Below are 19,181 nucleotides of genomic sequence, written 5' to 3'. Positions count from 1 at the left end.
ATGCGACCGAATAAGAAGCACTAAAAAGAAAAGAAGATGCACCAACTTTGGCTTTGGCCAAGGCTGGTGCATCTTCTTTCATTGTATTTTTACATTCGTATGGTTCGACAACAGCGCAAGATACGCCGCGCTTACAGGCTTGTGGCGGATCGTCTCGAGCCCTTTTTTGTACAGATTCATCTGGCCTTTGTACTTCTCGACGATGTTCTCCGGCAAAACCGGCGCACGGTCGCCGACGAAATCGGTCTTGAAGTCATAGAGGACGATGTAATCGTCGTATTCGATGAAGCCGTCGATGATACCGTGGATCAGCAGGTTGTCGCCGTCCTCTTCCCGGATCTCCTCGAAAATGCGGCCGGCTGGGATCAGCAGCGAAAACGGCATTTCCCGTTTCACTTTGTCCGCGTTCGCCTGGATTTCCTGCCCCAGATCGGTTTCGAAGAACTGCGCGATCTGTTCCGCATCGATTTTCTTGGCTACGGCTTCCTCCAGCAGTCCATCCTCCGTCAATTCGGCCAACAGTTGCGCGATGTAGGCTTCCGTGATGTCCAACGACAAATCCACCGACTGCATCACAAAATGCGTTGCCGTACCGATTTCGGCGCTTGTCGGCGTCACCGTTTCCTGCATGAACCTTGGCCTAGGGAAATCGGGTTCGACATAACGCGACACGCGTTTCGTATCGGCCAAATCCAATTTCAGCATATGCGTCTCATCCGGATCCTCGAACAAACGCTTGATTTCCGAAACGGACTGGTAGCTGGTCGTCGTCGTTGCCGCCTGGTGCGGGTATTCCGCCTCCATCAGCGCAACCGCCAAGCGCATATCCTCCGCAAGCGAATGCTCGTGCGCCTCGATTTTGCCGTTGGCGAGCTTCTCGATTTCGTCCTTCCATCCCGATTCGTTGATTTCCTCCAACGCCACCGGAATATACGACAGCAGGTCCTCCTCGCGGAAAGTGCTGATGCTGAAACGGACCGGGTACTGCGTCAACTCCCCGCGGTATTCGCGGGCGAAATAATCGTTTTCGGCATCCTGGTGGCGATAGAGCGACATGCCCAGCCACTTCATCAGCGTCGACGACTGCAGGCGCAGGTAGTCAGGCAGCAGTTTCCCGCTCGTTCCGTCCGCCACTTGCCAATCGGCCCACATTTTCTCCTCGGATTTGTAGGATCCGATCAGGAAGAGCTTCTGCTCCGCCCGCGTCAAGGCCACGTACAATTTGCGCATCTCTTCGGCAAGGAGTTTCTTCTTCTTCTCGATCGCCAATGCCTGGCGCGCCAAGGACGGGTACTGCACCCGCTGCGCGACATCGAAATAATCCGTCCCCAATCCGTGCGTCTCGGAGAAGATGTATTTGCTCTGGGTGTCGCTCAGGTTGAAGCGTTTCGACAAGTCCATCAGGAAGACGACCGGGAATTCCAAGCCTTTGCTGGCGTGGATGGTCATCACCCGCACCGCATCCTCGTCGTCGCTGAAGGAAGTCGGCTCGGCCAAATCCTTGTCGCGCTGCTGGATCTTCTCGATGAAGCGAATGAACTGGAACAGGCCTTTGTAGTTCGTTTCCTCGTACTTTTTGGCCCGTTCGTACAGGGCATGCAGGTTGGCCGTCCGCTGTTTGCCGGCGACCAATCCTCCGACATAGTCCAGGAAATGGGTGTCGTTGTATATCGTCCAAATCAAACTGACCAGGCTGCTCCGTCTGGCGAGGCTGCGCCATTCATTCAGCTGCCCGAGGAAGTGCGCAAGCTTGCCGGAGATCTCCTTGAGCTCGCCGCTCTGCTCCAGTGCGCTGGCAGCGTAGCTTTTCAGGAAATGCTGCACCGCATCGTAGAAATCGCCGTTTTTGTGCTGGATGCGGATCAGCGCCAACTGCTTCTCGTCCAAACCGACGATCGGCGAACGCAAGACGGCCGCAAGCGGGATATCTTGGCGCGGATTGTCGATCACCTTCAGCAAGGAGAGGATGATCGAGACTTCGGTCCGCTGAAAATAGCTTTCCGTGTCGTTCAGGATGACCGGTATCTGGAAGTCCTTGAAGATCTCCAGGATGACCAGGTTGTTCTTCTTCGTCGGCGTCAGCAGCACGATATCGCGGAAGGACAGCGGCCTTTCGGTCTTCGTTTTTTTGTCGTAGATCGGATAGTGTTCGTCGATCAAAGCTTTGATCTTCTGCGCCACCATCGTCACTTCGCCGGCGGTCTTGTCGTCGATGGTCATGTCGGCTTCAAGATCGTTCTCCGGTGTCATAGCTGCTTCTTCATTATTGTCGGCGGTTTCCGACAGGTAGATCAAGAGCTCCGTCTGGTTGCGTTCGCTTTCCGGGAAGGATTTGTTTCCGGCCTGCAGTTTGGCGGCTTCGTCGTAGGCCATTTGCCCCACCTGCTCGTCCATCAGCTGTTCGAAGATGAAATTCGTGAAACCGATGACTTCTGCGCGTGAACGGAAGTTTTCCGCCAGAATGATCCGTTCCCCGCCGTTCCTGTCGGCGAAGGCCGCGTATTTGCGCAGGAACAGGCTCGGGTCTGCCAAACGGAACGCATAGATCGATTGTTTGACGTCGCCCACCATGAACAGGTTCTCGGTTTCCGGCTGGTGCCGGGTGACCCAGTAGAGAATGCTTTCCTGCAGTTGGTTCACGTCCTGGTACTCGTCGATCAGGACTTCCTGGAATTTGCTGCGGTAATAGGCCCCGGCGTCGCTCAGTTTGCGTTCCCCGTCAACGATAGGCGCCAAAATCTGCAGCGTCAGGTGCTCCAGGTCGTTAAAGTCCAGCACATTGTCCGCCAATTTGCGTTCCCAATACGCTTCCGAGAAGCGCTTCGTCACGCGCGCCATTTCCTCGGCATACGGGAAAATGCCGTTCAGCACTTGTTCTTGTTCCGCGAGCGGGCGGTTGAAGTATTGCTTCGTCAAGTCGCCGAAATCATCCTTGTATTTGTCGCGCATCGCCTTCAATTGGCCTTTGCGCTCCTTCAGCTCATCGTCATCGGCTTTCTTTGCACTCGTCCAGCGCGCGAAGTTCAGCTGTTCCGTCACGATGCGGTAGCCTTTTTCGTAGTCGTCCTGCTCGATTGCTTCCAGTAGTTGCTCGGCGTAGCCCTTTTCGGTTTCCAGCAATTCCCGCTGTGCCGCCGTCTCCACATCATCGCCGGCCAAATGCAGGGCCTGTTCCGCGTCGTAGCGGATGCCTTCGGTCAGGCTCAGCATCTGCGGCTTCAGCAGTTCCTGATAGAGCAGGCTGTTCACAAGGCCGTCTTCGGTGTTGTACAGCGTCGGCAAGGAATCCAGCCAGTGGTAAGGATTCGGATTGGCGCGCGAAAACTCGTAGAGCGAGAAGACCAGCTTCATCAGGTCGTCATCGCTGCGGTCCTTCGAATAAGCCTTGGCCAAATTCTTGAAGAAGGTGTCCGGTTCGCCGTAGAGCGTCTCTTTGAGTTCCTCCCAGACGTCCTCCTTCAGCAGCTCGACTTCGATCGTGTCCGCCAACAGACGGAAGACCGGATCCAGATCGATCAGATAGAAATAGCGCTGGATGACCTTCAGACAGAAGGCGTGGATCGTCGAGATGTTCGCTTGCGGCATCAAGGAAAGCTGTTTGATCAGATGCAGGTACTGTTCCTGAGACTGGGCTTCGTTGATGGCGGTCTGGATGGCGCTCGTCATCCGCTCCTTCATCTCCTTGGCGGCGGATTCGGTGAAGGTTACGACCAACAACTCGTCTACGTTCGTTCCGCCCTTCACTTTTTCGATGATCCGCTGAATCAGGACGGTTGTTTTGCCTGATCCCGCCGATGCGGAAACGAGGATATTGTCGCCGGTCTGGTAGATGGCTTGCCATTGCGTTTCCGTGAATTTTTCATTGGGTGTGCGTGCCGGAATGCCAGTCATCATGCTTCATCCCCTTCCTGATTGATATCTTCCTGTCCATCCTGCATTTCTTCCTTGATCTTCGCAAGCACGTCCTCCTTCGACAGCTTGACGTACTTCCGGTAACGGTTCTCCGGCAGCGTATTGTCGAACTGCGAAATTGCGCGGTAAGGCCCGCTGACGGATGGCGTATACGGCCGGTCCTTGATCGGATCAAGCTTCAGGTCGCCGGAGAGGATTTTCTCGCCGGCTTCGACCATGTTGGCCCGGTTTTTGTTGATCAGCCGTTGGAAATCATCCAAGGAAATCAATTCGTTCTTCTTGCCGAGATTACCGCCCTTCAGCTTGTTGAAAGGGAACACTTGCGATGACTGGCCGCTTTCCACAGCCGGATCGATTGTATCGAGTACAGCCGGGTCGTTCAGCAGCAGCCCCTTCAGTTTGTAGTCGGAAATGATCGTCTGCTGGTATTCCTCGAGCGTCAGGAAGTTGTTCTGCTTGATGAACGGATTCTTGATGTGCAGATAGAAGGCGCCGGCCGGCAAGGTTTTCCCGGCCAGCAGTTTGTCCGCATTCAGGAGCGCCACATCCAGATAGGTGATCATCTGCATCGCCAAGCCGTAGTAGGCGTCGGAGAAATTGAAACTGTGCGCACTCGATTTGTAGTCGAGGATGGTCAGATAGTTCTCGCTGCCGCTGTTGACCAGGTCGATGCGGTCGATCTTGCCGCGGATGTGCAGCGTGCCGCCGTTGTTCAGCGGCATATGCAGCCCGTCCAGCATGGCCGCGTCGCGCATCTGGCCGAACACCGCTTCGGTCCGGATGTTCCGGAGCGCCGTCCGCCTGCCGTGCTGATTGATGACCCAAGCCATCTTCTGGATCGTTTCGCCCAATTGCTCGCGGATGAAGCCCATCCGGTTGGAAGTGGACAGGATCGTGTATTTCTCTTTGCCGTAGAGGTCCTGCAGCACCGCATCGGCGATGTGCTGCACCGTCTCTTCGCTCAGGTTGTCGGTATCGATCAAACGGCTCTTCAGCTGGTTGACGATGAGTTCCAGTGCTTCATGGAAAAATTCGCCTGTCCCAGCCGGAGACAGCTCGTATTTGGCCCTTTCCTTCAGCTTCAAGCCGTATTGCAGGAAATGGCTGTAAGGATCTTCGAAATAGCGTTCCAGCTGTGAGACCGAAAGATAGAGCTCTTTCCCGTAAAGCTTTTCGGCGACCGGCGCCGTCAGCTTGCTCGGCACGTTCTTGTGCCAGAGGCTGGTGAACACCTGGCGCATGATCCGGTTTGCGTCCGGCACCTTGGAGATGTAGGCCAGGATGTATTTCCACAAAGTCGGGATCGGCTCCTTCGTCGTCCGTTGTTGGCGCAAAAGGTGGACAAGCTGGCTGATGTTCTGTTCCTTCGTGCCCAAAAAGGCGGTTGTGTCTTCCGCGTCGGCGATGTCCTGCGGCTTCACCACGACCGGGATGTCCAGGGCGGCGGCGATGCGCGCAACGTAAGGCGAAAGCTTCGGCGACTTTTTGCTGTCCTCCGAACTCATCGGATAGCTGAAGATGAGCTTGTCCGTACCCGAAAGGAAAGCCTGATAGGCGACGTACGGTTCGGCGGCCATCGATTCGGCGGTCGTCGGGTGCAGATATTTTTCTTCATTATTACTATTATTACTGTTATCATTCAGCGAACCGCTGATTTTTTCGCGGTCCTCCTGCGTCAACAGCGATTTGCTCTCTTTCTGGGCCGGCAGATGGTCCTGGGTCATCCCCATCAAAAAGACCACCTTGGACGGCTCGAAGCGCGCCCCCTCGATGCTCGAGAAGACGACCTGGTCGATGCTCGGCGGTACCAGGCTGAAGGTCGCATTCTGGAAGCCGGTCATCAGGATCTCATGGAAAGCCGCCGCATTGAAAGGACTGTCCCCCAGCAGTTCGACGTATTCATCCAAAAGGTTCAGGAAGACTTTCCAGATCTGCTCCTGCTGGCGTGCCTCCGTCAGCTTTTCCTGTTCCAAGGACAAGTCCCGCCAGAAAATCATCTGTCTGTCGACCTTGGCCGCAACAAGGAAATTGTACAGCAAGGTTGCGGCTTCTCGGCCGGTTTTGGCCTTCGCCATCTTCTGGTGGAAAGGCAGCAACAGATCCTTCAGAAAGTTGCGGACATCGTTGGCGTTTTCCCAGATCAGCTTGTCTTCCGGGCTTTGCTGGTCGTTGCCGTCCTCATCCTTGAAGCGGGCAAAATACCAGTCCTCCTTCGTGATCCAGCGGTTGCCTTCAAACCCGTAGGCCAGCATGACGTTTTCCGTCACATCGACCTTTTCGCGGAACTGCAGCACCGCAGCCAGCGTCGCCTGCAAGTCCTCCGCCTTTTCGTGCGTCACCGGCGTCACCAGTTCCGTGCGCAAGAGGCGCATGATGTCCGGGTAGCGCCAATGATGGCGGCGGATGCGGAACAGGGCGTCGATGAAATCCATGAACGGGTGGTGTTTCATGGCATCGGCCTTATCGTAGAAGACATCCATCCCGGTCTGGTCGAAGATTGGCTTCACGATCGTCTCGTACTCCTCGACCGTCCGCGCCAGGATCAGGATGTCCTTGTAGCGGTAGTTTTCTTCGGCGACCAGTTTTTTGATGTGGTTCGCAACATGAAAAACTTCCGCCTGTTTCGTTTCGCAGCCCCAGATCTGGATGGATGCGCGTTGTTCCTCCGTCAAGGCGAACGAATCCTGCAACTTGTTCCCGTTCACTTCAGAGGATGCGATCCAGTATTCTTCCAGCCGGAGGATGCCGTCGCAGTAGCCGTCCGTGTCTTTGGCGATCCAGTGGTCCTTCATGACTGGCACACCCATGCCGCGCGCCAAATGATACAGCATGTGGTAAGTCGAACCGGCCGTGTAGAACAGCTGGTGCATAGCCGGCGCTTCGCTGACGTAGGCCTTATCCAACGCCAATGTGATCGTCACCTGCTTCGCCGAACGCAGCAGCGTCGTGACGATCTGCAGTTCGCGGGCGGTGAAGCGGTAAAAGCCGTCGATGAAAATATAAGTATGCTGCATATCCAGCGATTCGATGACGCCGGCCAGCGCCTCGAGGATGACTTCCTTTTCGAGGTATTTGTCCAGCAGCGCTTCATTGAAAGCATGGTAAAGAGTCGTCAATTCCTCCAGTTTGAGCTGGAAATCCGTGCCGTTGGAAGAGTCTTCCTGCTTCGAAAGCATCTCCAGCAGGTCGCCCTCTTCGATCCGGCCGCTGCGCAGCTCCAAAAACAAATCCGTCAGTTGCTGAATGAAGCCTTCCTTGTTGGCCTCTCTCCGGAAAAGGATCAGATCCTGCTCCTTCTCCAAAAGGATTTTCCGCACCAGCATGCTCAAGCCGGCTTCGGTCAATTGCTGCCGCTGGAAAATCGGCGACTTCTTCAGCAGATACCACGCCAGCCGGCTGAAACTGAACGTCTGCAGATTCATCGAGCCGATCATGTCCTGCCCCTTGAAATCGCCCAAATCCCACAAATTATCCAGGATCGACATCTCCGCTTCGAACTTCGCATGCTCCGGCACCAGCACAAATATATCCGCATCCGGCTCCTCCGTCATGATCCGCGAAATCCGCCCGTAGATCGCCTGCTTCTTATCCGCCGATTCCTTGCCTAAAATAAACTGCAACCCCATAGGATCGCCTCCTGTTCGTGTAAGTCAATAAGGCTATTTTACCATAAGGGGGTGAGGAAACATTCAGATTTGCGGTAAATAAAAAAGCGGAAATCCTGAATTTGAGGATTACCGCTTTTTATTTTTCTGAAAATAAAAACGCCGAAGAACTAGGAATCTGCATGAAATTTTAAGCTTCGATTCCCGCAAATATTATAAGGTAGTTCTATCATTATAAAGCTTGTATCAAAAGTCTTTCCCATCAAATTTCATTATATAAATTTCAACGATGTTCTGATGGGAAAACGTCGATTTTCTTGTTTATATATTTTAGCAATTCACTAAACACTTTAGTTATTAAACTAATTTTATTGATTTATTTTTCCCCTAGCGACACCCACGAATCCGTATCTTTACATAATTTATTTATTTTATCATCCATAGTATTATAAATAGATAATACTATATTAGTTACATTTTCTATAAGTTCGCGCCATTGAATAGTCTCTAGAAACTGTTCTTGATTATACCTTAAATGCGCAACATTACAGCGTACTTTGTAGATGTAATTCGCTACTTTTTCAGATTTGTTACTACATTCTTCCCCTTGAAAAAAAGCATCATAAAAATTATTTAATAAGGACCCTTCAGTGTAAGTACTAATAATATTCACCACATTAGATATTTCCGTCCTACGGAAACCTTCGTTAGCAATTATTCCTACAGCAGTTTTTTTATCAATTGGATATTTCTCTGATAACTCAATAGCATTATGTATAATAAAAAGATATTCTATGCACTGGTATAACTGAAGGAATTTATGTTCATTCATCCCACTTTGAATTAGATTAATAATAGATGTCGAGATACTGCGGCTACTCTCCAAAAATAACAAATCTCGCAAATTTTCGCAAGCTTTATCGCTAAGTGAATTATTTGAGGAAATAGTAAGCATAATCCCATGCATCCTAAGTAAGTCTTCCATATAGCTAACCTTAATACTAGTATTCAAAATTTTTGCAACTATAAATTCTTCGAAAAAGTCGGCAATTTGATTATATGTAAAGTCTACATGATCAGCGCCATTTTCTGATGAAATCTCTAGACATTGGTTAATAACCTCTAGCGAGGATAAGCCATCTTTAATTGAGATGCAATCTGAACTCATCGCTAATATACCTATACCTTGTTGGATGCCATCATCATTTTCCTTCACCAAGCCTACTACATCCAACATATTGAAATGCTTTTCTAGAAGAACAATATACCTTTCTTCCTTGTAATTGGCAGTAAAAATATTGACTCGATCATTTGTCCTTATTTGCTTAATTTCAGCATGTTTTGCTGCTTTAAATGCTTCATTTTTATATTTTTCATCGATAACAATATATCTCTTTGTCGAAATAATCCTGCTCTTATCCTCTTCATCGACTAGTCCAGATAATCTCGTAAATATATTTTCTATAACACTAACAACATTTTGTGACATATCATTCTCTCCAGAAAGTCTCAAGTGACGGTATCTCATCTAAATCATCATAACGCAAAATTTCTGTAAACGCATTCTTGAATAACCTTCTCATCTCATCTCCTATTTTTGTTTTAGGTAGTTCTTCTACGACGTCACTTAAACTGCTTAAGCCTAAAAATGCTATATCATCAATTTGATTCATTTTTTGTAAAATAATATTTACTTTTTCTCTGAGAGATTGTAAGCGCGCTGTTTTTTCTTCATCCGTACGGTTAACTGGTACTTTTCCCATTATGAACTCTGAACAAGCAACTATAAAACCTAAACATGCTGGAGCGCTAGTGAAAACATCTTTTCCGCTCCTAAACTGCATTTCAATAATGTCTTCATTATTATATTTTGCAAAAGCCAAATCCAAAGTACACAAAAACCCAAGGCATTCAACAAACAAATTAAAATTAACATCTTTTTCAATAGATTCCATCATGTCAAATCTTTGAAACTCGTCAGCTAATTCATCAGAAACATTAACTTTTACTTTTCTGGTATTGAAGCCTAGATACATTTCTATAATAGAAGATTTATGATATTTGCCGGCTTGACTCCTGCGCTTACCATCATCGACACCTAAAATTTCAATTTTCCCAGATAAATCTGGAAATTTTTTATTAAGCTCACTTATCATATTTTTTGAAAGGTTACCAAAGATAACTTCTACCTGTCTTCTTGTATTCCACGGCACTTGACCTGTATTTAACACCAACATTCTATATAATAATTTTGTACTCTGATTTGTTAACCAAAATTCAACTCTAATTTCTCTAGATTCATTTCCTTCAAAGTTTGTGAAATAAACCCCACTTCGTTGCATACCATCTATTATTGAAATATTTGCACTTTGTATATCACTTAAACTTTCTTTAAATAATTCATGTTCTTCGCTGAACTGTTTAAGTTGTTTAAAATCGTTCTCCTCATATAAAAGTCCAATAACTACTTGGGGAAATAGCGCCCCATTAATGAAATCATCATTCATCCTTTTTCTAATTTTACTTGCAACGGACGATCTTTTTATTACCCCTCTTTGCCCTTCAATATTCCCATCCGCATTAAATGACTCAAAAACCAGCGTTTTATATTCTTCTAAGGTCATTGAAGCAAGAAGAGATACACAATTACTTCTTTCATCAATTTTTCCATCTAATATCTTCATAATTTACCTCCAAAATTTATATATAAATCTAATCTAGTTCACATTTCCCAAATGTTTTCGTATATGGTCTTTTCTAACAAATCCTTTGCTACTTCCCAGATATTTCTTTTTATTGAAATCTTTCTCAGCGGTAATTCTAACTGATAATTAACTTATAATTAATTGGCAAATAGTCTCTTTGCAGAGAACAATATGTTTCAATTACAGAAGTATTGATCAATTGAATTCAAAAACAATTTGATATCCTTCTGTCCCAACATTACCTTCTGGATTGATTGAATCTTCTAAAATTTACAACCTCTTGTAAATCCCATCACCTTCCGCTACCCTGTCCCAAATGCCTTCATCATGCACATTGCCAGCCATTCGTTCGGCTTGACGCATAACGATCATCAGTGCTTTCTTTGCTTGATCTGGCGGATAATCGTATTTTTTAAGGAGTCTCTTGATTACTTTTCTCATGCTGGCTCGTGCGCTTTTTCTGACGCTCCAGTCGATGGTAATATTGTTTCGGATTGCAATGGTGAGTTCATGTGCAATTTTCTTAAGGATTTCATCTTCCATCAATTTTTTCACAATATCATCTGCAGTGAGCGCATCATAGAAAGCTATCTCGTCGTCACTGAGCCCTAACTCAGCTTCTTCTTCGCTCATTTTCTTGATATCATGGGCCATCCGAATGAGTTCTTCAATAACCTCCGCATTTGTTATCGCCTGATTACGATACTTATTGAGTGCTTTTGTTAACCGCTCGGAGAATTTTTCTGATTTCACCAGATTCCTTTTCTCCATCGCTTTAATGTTTCCTTCAAGTAGTTTTTTCAGCAGCTCGACGGCTAGATTTTTTTGCTGCATATGTTGCACTTCCTCAAGGAATTCTTCGGACAGTATCGAGATCTCAGGTCTTTTTATCCCCATCGCTTCGAAGACATCAATAATTTCCTCAGAGATGATGGACCTTTCCAAAAGCTGGTGAAGTCTTGCTTCCACTTCCTTTTTGGATAAGGCTGGATTTTCTTTCTCTTTTAATTTTGCCAGACTTGCTTTAACGGCTTTAAAATAACTGACTTCCAGCGCTTTCTGCTTGCCTTTTTCTGTGGCGGCGCACAAAGAATGCGCTTTCCCTAGTTCCAGTGCCGTATTCTTGAATTCCTTCTGGTCTTCCTCTGATTTGCCTAGCACAAAGTCCATCCCGCCCACGATTGCACGCATGCGCTCCACTTGGGAGGTTCCCATGTATTTGAAATAATCAAAACCATGCATCATATTGCTGAGGATTTCCAATTTCTCAAGCATGATAGCCAAAGCGACATCTGTATCAATACCGGTATTTCTGCGGTCACTGTTGGTGTATTGATTCAGCGCATTTTTAAGATTCTCCAGAATCCCTATGTAATCGACGACAACGCCACCGGATTTCTCCTTGAAGACGCGATTGACCCTGGCGATGGCCTGCATCAAGTTATGGCTTTTCATGGGCTTATCGATGTACATTGTATGCATGGAGGGCACATCAAAGCCAGTCAGCCACATATCGCGCACGATGACAATTTTGAGTTCATCAGCGTTGTCTTTCATCCGTCTCGCCAACAGGTCTCTCCGCTGTTTCCCGCCTACATGTTTCTGTAGATTCTCATTATCGGACGCACTGCCGGTCATGACAACTTTTATTTTCCCCTTGTCTGCATCGTCACTGTGCCAATCGGGCCTCAAATCGCTAATCGCATCATAAAGCTCCACACAAATGCGCCTACTCATGCAGACAATCATCGCTTTACCGTCGATGCTCTTCTCCTTTTCTTCAAAATGCATGACAATATCTTCAGCCAGCTTTTTGATACGGTTCGGCGAGCCAACAATTGCCTCCATCCTGGACCATTTTGTTTTATTCTTATCTCTCTCGAAATCCTCTTGGCCTTCTGTTATCTCTTCAAACTCATCATCGATTTTTGTGAGTTCTTCCTCATCCGTCTCCAGTTTGATGATCCGGTTCTCATAATAAATACGAACGGTCGCTTCATCTTCAACAGCCTGCGTCATATCATAGGTATCGATGGTATGACCGAACACCGCCACCGTAGAGCGATCCTCTAAATCAATCGGTGTGCCGGTAAATCCAATGAAGGAGGCATTGGGCAAGGCATCTCTAAGATATTTGGCATAGCCATAGGTGACTTCCCCGGTCTTGCTGTCCACCTTCGCCTCCAATCCATATTGGCTACGGTGCGCTTCATCCGCGATGATGATGACATTTTTCCGGTCCGTTAAAACTGGCATTTCGCCTTCTTCCGGCTTAAATTTCTGAATGGTGGTAAAGATGATACCGCCGGACTCCCTGTCGTTCAACAGATCGTACAATCCATTTACTTCCACGCTGTTTCCATTGCTGTGGTTGTACTTTTGTGCATCCGTTAATTTTCTGACAGTAGCCTGTTTTGGCGTTTGTCTTAGGATATCTTTGGATTTAGCAAAAGTCGTAAACAGTTGCTCATCCAAATCATTCCTGTCAGTAATGACGACAATCGTAGGATTGTTCAGCTCTTGAACCAAACCAGCTGTATAAAATACCATGGAATAACTTTTTCCTGATCCCTGAGTATGCCAAATAACACCAATTTGACGATCCCCGTTTTCTTGCGTTGCCTCCTTGGTTTTCATTACGGCTTTCTTAACTGCAAAGTACTGATGGTAAGCTGCCAGAATTTTGATGATGGATTTTTTGTCGCCTATCTTTTTTTCGCTGATATCCTTCTCTGGTTCCTTCGATTCTTGGAAAAGAAGGAAGTTATGGATGATATCCAAGAGTCTCTCTTTTTGGAGCATGCCATTAAACAGTACTTCATATTGCGGATTAGAAAGAGGTTCCACATTCTCACCGTCAACGGTACGCCAATTCATAAACCACTCCTCACTGGAAGTGATGGTTCCCGACTTCGCGTTGATTCCATCGGATAAGATACAGAACGCATTGTAATGGAATAAAGACGGGATATCCCGCTTATAGGTCTGAATCTGATTAAAGGCATTCTCAATACCTACATTTTCATCGCTGGCAGACTTCAACTCAATCAGGACTAATGGAAGTCCATTGATGAATATAATGATATCCGGCCGGCGATCTTCGTGTTCAATGATCGTAAATTGGTTGACTGCCAAGAATTCATTATTTAACGGATTTTCGAAGTCGATGATATTGGCTCTCTTTGTCCGGATTACACCATCTTCCTTGAAGCTGACTTCAACCCCTTCCGTCATGAGCTGATGAAAGTATTTGTTGTTCTCTACAACAATTGGGCTGTTGAAGGTAATCAGCTGACGATAGGCGTCTTCCAGTGCTTCTTTTGGGAGTCCCCGATTGATTTTAAAGAGTGCATCATTTACTCTAGATGGCAGGATGACTTCCCGATAATCAGTCCGTTCCGGATAATCTCCTCCCAAGGAGATATCTGGACCGAAGGTATAATCGTAGCCCAAGTTTTGCAGTATCTCAATGGCTGCTTCTTCCAAAAGATCTTCCGTAAAATTTTCAAATTGGCTCATGTGTATTCCCCTTTATTCTACAATCTAGAAGCAAGGATTGCTTCTGCGGTATAGATCGCAAACTGTTCCAATTGATTGGGCATGACTACTATTTCGAAAGTCTTCTGTCCCCTATAAAAATCTTCTATTTTAATACTCTCAATTTCACCATCTCTAGTTGAGACTTGCGTGATGTGCCCATGTACAATGCCATTTCTAACGTGGCGGAGCACATTGTTAAAACTATAATCTCCCCTACACTTTCTTATATTACTCTTGTATATCCCAAATTCCCCAGAATCATCGACATCCGTTATTGGTAATTGATGTGCTAATTTTTGCTGTGGTAATACTAACAGTCCCACAGCACAATTGATCATCTGCGTTACTCCGTATGGTCCATGATACGCTTTTAGGATTTTCAAAGTTCTTTCTATAAAATCATAATTAAAATTATTATACTCTCCCATACAACACCTCAATTCTCACTTGGCACGCGAATTTCTCCAGACATAAGTTTAGGGAGAATAGTATCTCGAAGTTTCATAAGATTTCTTGATTCACTATCTAAAATTAAATATTCTTTATCAAATTGTGAAACAATTTTTTCGAATTCTCTGACATAACCTCTAAATGGCCTGATTACTTTAACAGATTTTAGGTCATTTTTATTTATTGAACCAAATATTGTGCCTTCACCATTATAAACATCAAACGTATTTTTTAATTTCATTAAACCATAAAATAAAAATGAATTATTCTCATTTTTAGAATTAATTGCAGATAATCCACGACCAATGCAGCATATTTCATTTGCTATATTTAAATCTCCAACAGGGGCTCTTACACTCATCAATATATCACCTTTATTCGCCATACGTTTTGGCTCTGTTGTAAATAATCTTCTATTTGGATATCTCTGTGTAAAATCAGTACGACCTTGATAAAAAACTTCTCCAATACCATCCTCATTGTATGAGGATCCCTTCGGCGATTGGCCCATAGTAATATTTGCAATATCTTTTAACTGTACCACTTCCCAGCCTACAGGAATCAAACCAAGCTCGCTTTCAACCATCTTTCCACCGCTTGACTTATAAGGTTCACCCTCTTCATTAGGGAATTCGAAATCTACAAACCACTTTTTAAAAATCTCCTGGGCCATATTCTCCAGATTTTTATTGATTTGTTTGTTCACTTCGATTTTTTCGTCTAGTGTTGAAAGGAGACGTGCAATAGCTTGTTGTTCTTCTAAACTTGGTACCTTGATTTTAATTTTTTTGAAATCTTTAAGTACTATTCTTGGTATAGCCGAACCGCTGACATAATTTTCTGATATCATTTTTTTTGTAACTGGATTTATAATAAAATACTTTAAATAATCTGAATTTATAATTTTCGTATTTGGACGAAAAATAGCAATTGAAGATAAAACTGCCTCTTGTCGGTTTTCTCTGACAGTAAATATGTGTTTTAAATAACTTCCATCTTTTGCTACTAACACATCATTTTTTATTGGTACACAATCATTGCTGATCATTTTATCAAAATCATCTTTCGATATTTTTTTACAAGATGAATAATCAAATCCATAATCCCTCATATCTTTTACTGTAAGCATTGGATACCCTTCTCTTACACCTTTTGGACTAAAGTGAGAACCATCTGTTATCTTAAAGCATGTATCTTCTAAGCTTAATACATCCCAATCATTAAAACTCATACCCAATCCCCCCTAGATTCTTTCTTATCTCATCCTCTAGGTGTCGGGACTTGGCAAAGAGTTCCGCTAGCTCAGCTGTCATATCTCCCATCTTTTCCTCGAATGGAATACCATCATCTTCTACATTTTCTATGCCTACGTATCTTCCAGGAGTAAGAATATACTCGTGTTCTCTGATTTCTCCAATTTTTGCAGATTTACAGAAACCTTCGAGATCATCATATTCGCCATCCAGGTTGCGCCACTCATGATATGTGTTTGCAATCTTGTCGATATCCCCTTCATTAAGTTCTCTATGACGACGGTCAATCATTTCTCCTAGCTGTCTCGCATCAATGAACAATATTTCATGCTCTCTGTTTCGGAATCTAGTATTCTCTTTCTTATTTCTATTGAGGATCCAAAGCGATACCGGAATTCCCGTCGAATAGAATAACTTCTCGGGAAGCGCGACAATTGCATCCACTAAATCTGCTTCTAGAAGATTCTTTCTTATCTCACCTTCATTGGATGTATTGGAACTCAATGAGCCATTGGCTAACACGATACCCGCTGCACCATTCGGCGCAAGATGATACACCATGTGTTCAAGCCAAGCGTAGTTCGCATTCCCTACTGGTGGGATACCGTACTTCCAGCGCACATCATCCACAAGGTGATTACCGCCCCAGTCGCTGATATTAAAGGGAGGATTTGCAAGGATATAGTCCGCCTTCAAGGTCTTATGCATATCATGATGAAAGGTGTCAGCATGGTGCAGTCCAAGATTCGCATCCAGTCCACGGATTGCTAGGTTCATTCTACATAGTTTCCAAGTTGTAGAATTCATTTCCTGTCCATATATCGAAAGATTCTCGATCCTTCCCTGATGGTCTTCGACAAATTTTTCACTCTGTACAAACATACCTCCGGACCCGCAACAAGGGTCATAGACTCTGCCTTGGTATGGTTCAATCATTTCAACCAACGTCTTAACAATGCTGGTTGGTGTATAGAATTCTCCGCCGCCTTTGCCTTCAATAGACGCAAACTGACCCAAGAAATACTCGTAAACTCTGCCGAGCAAGTCTTTTTCACCATTCTGGTGCAACTTAATGGTCGAAATTAGGTCAATCAATTCACCTAGCCGTCTTTTATCAATTTCTGGTCTTGCATACCGTTTGTCCAATACCCCTTTAAGTGAAGTATTTTCCTTTTCGGTTAAAATCATCGCATCATCGATAAACTGCCCTATTTTGGCATCCTTGGCATTGTCCATGATGAAGCTCCATCGTGCTTCCTTGGGAACCCAAAAAATATTTTCCGCTTCATACTCATCCCGGTCTTCTTCAAATCCTGCACCTTCCTCAAGAAGTGCATTATACTTCGTTTCAAATTTGTCAGATATGTACTTCAGAAAAATCAGCCCTAATACCACATGCTTATATTCACTAGCATCCATGCTGCCCCTTAATTTATCCGCTGCTTTCCAGAGCGTTTCCTCGAATCCAATGTTTCCTGTTTGTTCTGCCATGTTTATTTCCCCTCCGATTGTCAATAGTTATTGTCATCAAAAAATTCAAAGAGCTCATCTTCATATTCATCTTGCTCGGATCCGGTACTAACCCAATCCGGTAACACCTGATAGTAATGGGCCAACGCCTCGACTGTTTTTTGCAGCACGATTTCATGCTGAGCTTTTTCCATTAATTCAACAATCAATCTATACGTATCCATATAGGGATTGTCATCAACCACTTCCATCGCTGCTTTGAATCTGGCCATCAGCGACCTTCTCTCAATCTCCCACTCAATGGCATTCATCTCTTCTTCGTCATATACTGGAACTTCCACCAAATCATTGATTTCGCCTAAGGAGAAATGCTGCTCAATTTTTTTAACGACAGGCTTCAGTTCTCGCTTTATCTTTTCTTTTTGGATCTCCAGCTGATCAATTTCTGTAATTTCTTTACTGAAGTAAGTTCTATCAATCCCAAAGATATCTTCCAAAACGGGTAGATACTTCTTGGGTATGTTTTGACGTCCCTTAACCCACATGTTAATATTTTGCTTCTTGATGCCTAATTTTTGTGCCAACTCTATATGTTGAATACTATAGAGGTTCAGAACATATTCAAGTCCTATCAAGCCACTCACACCCCCACATTAGGTTACGACTTAGTGCATATTTAGTTTACCCCTTTTTATTGACTCGGTCTATAAAATATTTTTTTTAATAACCTTTTTGCCTCTTACTGTCAAAAGATTTAATTTAGCCGTTTCCCTCAAATATTTCATAAATTCTCGCATACATGTCGTGAGAATTTATTATTACGCAGATTAATCCTGAAATTCGAATCAAAATAATATGAATATTACTAAGTTATTGCAATGGTGGGCGCCCAAAAAGGCATAAGGATTTTAATGAAGTTACTTACGCCTTTTTCTTTATTCACATTTGTTTTTGCATGTAAATGCTGCGACACTATCGTCCTAGGCATGCAGTTGTCACTGCAAAACTGTATCGACTTATAGCTTGTTCGGCTCATTTTTCCTTGAATTTCAGCAATCACATTTTGCATCCCCTTCTGAATGTCATCGGTAATAATCCCTTAATAAAGAGTGTTCTCCTCGAAATAGTCTTCATCAATTTTAAGCAATTCTATTTTTTTATGCGTTTGGACACCTACTTTGTACTTCAGCATCATATCGGTCAATTGAATACCATCAACAAGAACAATTCCTTGACGCATTGCATACTCGGTCGCAGCTTTAGAGAACCGCGAAGTGGTGATAAACACGCCTCTATCAGCATTGATGCCTGCTAAGGCACCATAGAAACCTTGAATGTCCGGTCGTTGAATAATGTTGTCTTCTTTGTATCGCTTCGCTTGCACATACACCGTATTCGTTCCTAATGGGTCTTGATTAATAATGCCATCGATACCTCCATCATTTGACTTACTTGTAACCATCGCATTACCATTAGGTCCAACATAGCCCATAGTGTCCAGTAAATCGATTACTAATTTTTCAAAGAAATAAGGATTGATGTTTCTAATTTTATCCAACAACTCTGTGGCAACTTCGTTATTTACTTTTTTTGAAAACTCAATAATGCGGATGCGCTCATCAATTGGATCCTCATCATTGACTTCATCGGCTAAAATGTTGTCACTCTTATTTCTGACCTTCATCTCTTCTTCATACTTGATATATTCAGGAGTCTTTTTCAAAAGGTCTTTCGTCAATTCATCCCCTTTGCTACTCAAAAGTTTAATTCCAAATTCGGTAATGGTATATGTAGCCCTTCTGGGTCTTGCGATAGCTCCTGCTCTATATAAATCAGTTAGAGCAAAACTGAATCGATTCTCAAGTATGCCGTCTGCCTCAGGATACTTTGGATATTTTATTCGAATAATTTCAGATGGAATATGTAAATACTCAAAAACTGCTTTCGAAATTTGTTTATTCGTTTGCTCAGATTTATCCTTCAAAACCAATAATATGTATGGATAAAGTGAATCATAAGTTGGAATACCATCCTTTGATTGCTTTAATTTTTCCCAATCCTTATTCACTATGCACTTCGCCTCCATCTCAGTTTTCATACCAGACTCTTGCCAACATCCCATCCTGTTACTATGGGATGTTTTTTTCTTAATGACATTTTAATTATCTCAATGATTAACATATTGAGCAACAACTAAATATTTTAAAAATACGTAAAAAGGCCAGAACCGAAGTCCCGACCTTATT

Annotated in this window: 10 protein-coding genes; all 10 read right to left on the bottom strand. The window is 44.5% G+C overall.

Annotated features, from left to right (window positions below; translation table 11 throughout):
• Positions 1-78: 78 nt before the first annotated feature.
• Complete coding sequence (gene addA, locus C8U37_RS06890) at positions 79-3,891, bottom strand: helicase-exonuclease AddAB subunit AddA (RefSeq protein ID WP_108032591.1); 3,813 nt, start codon at positions 3,889-3,891, stop codon at positions 79-81.
• Positions 3,891-7,538, bottom strand: coding sequence for a PD-(D/E)XK nuclease family protein (locus tag C8U37_RS06885; RefSeq protein ID WP_108032529.1), 3,648 nt, complete (start codon positions 7,536-7,538; stop codon positions 3,891-3,893). The genes addA and C8U37_RS06885 overlap by 1 nt, the downstream gene beginning before the upstream one ends.
• A 355-nt stretch (positions 7,539-7,893) precedes the next feature.
• Entirely contained in the window at positions 7,894-9,006 is a 1,113-nt protein-coding gene (locus tag C8U37_RS06880; protein ID WP_108032528.1) for a hypothetical protein, read from the bottom strand.
• Between the two features lies 1 nt (position 9,007).
• Positions 9,008-10,201, bottom strand: coding sequence for a hypothetical protein (locus C8U37_RS06875; protein ID WP_108032527.1), 1,194 nt, complete (start codon positions 10,199-10,201; stop codon positions 9,008-9,010).
• 291 nt (positions 10,202-10,492) lie between these two features.
• The gene (locus tag C8U37_RS06870; RefSeq protein ID WP_108032526.1) at positions 10,493-13,741 is read right to left on the bottom strand and encodes a type I restriction endonuclease subunit R; all 3,249 of its coding nucleotides are present in this window, start codon (positions 13,739-13,741) and stop codon (positions 10,493-10,495) included.
• A 17-nt stretch (positions 13,742-13,758) separates the two neighbouring features.
• A complete protein-coding gene (locus C8U37_RS06865) occupies positions 13,759-14,190 on the bottom strand; it encodes a HEPN family nuclease (RefSeq protein WP_108032525.1) in 432 nt (143 codons plus the stop codon).
• Between the two features lie 8 nt (positions 14,191-14,198).
• Positions 14,199-15,443, bottom strand: a complete 1,245-nt coding sequence (locus tag C8U37_RS06860; protein ID WP_108032524.1) for a restriction endonuclease subunit S — start codon at positions 15,441-15,443, stop codon at positions 14,199-14,201.
• On the bottom strand, positions 15,433-16,956 hold the full coding sequence (locus C8U37_RS06855; RefSeq protein ID WP_108032523.1) for a class I SAM-dependent DNA methyltransferase: 1,524 nt from the start codon (positions 16,954-16,956) through the stop codon (positions 15,433-15,435). Before C8U37_RS06855 ends, C8U37_RS06860 begins: the two co-directional genes overlap by 11 nt.
• 20 nt (positions 16,957-16,976) lie before the next feature.
• Positions 16,977-17,579: a helix-turn-helix domain-containing protein gene (locus C8U37_RS06850; RefSeq protein ID WP_245879779.1), complete on the bottom strand. Its 603-nt coding sequence runs from the start codon at positions 17,577-17,579 to the stop codon at positions 16,977-16,979.
• Positions 17,580-18,034: 455 nt separating this feature from the next.
• Positions 18,035-19,003: a restriction endonuclease gene (locus C8U37_RS06840; protein WP_108032590.1), complete on the bottom strand. Its 969-nt coding sequence runs from the start codon at positions 19,001-19,003 to the stop codon at positions 18,035-18,037.
• Positions 19,004-19,181: the final 178 nt, after the last annotated feature.

The organism is Trichococcus patagoniensis (assembly GCF_003051085.1).
Lineage (GTDB): Bacteria > Bacillota > Bacilli > Lactobacillales > Aerococcaceae > Trichococcus > Trichococcus patagoniensis.
This window is presented reverse-complemented; position numbering and strand designations above follow the sequence as displayed.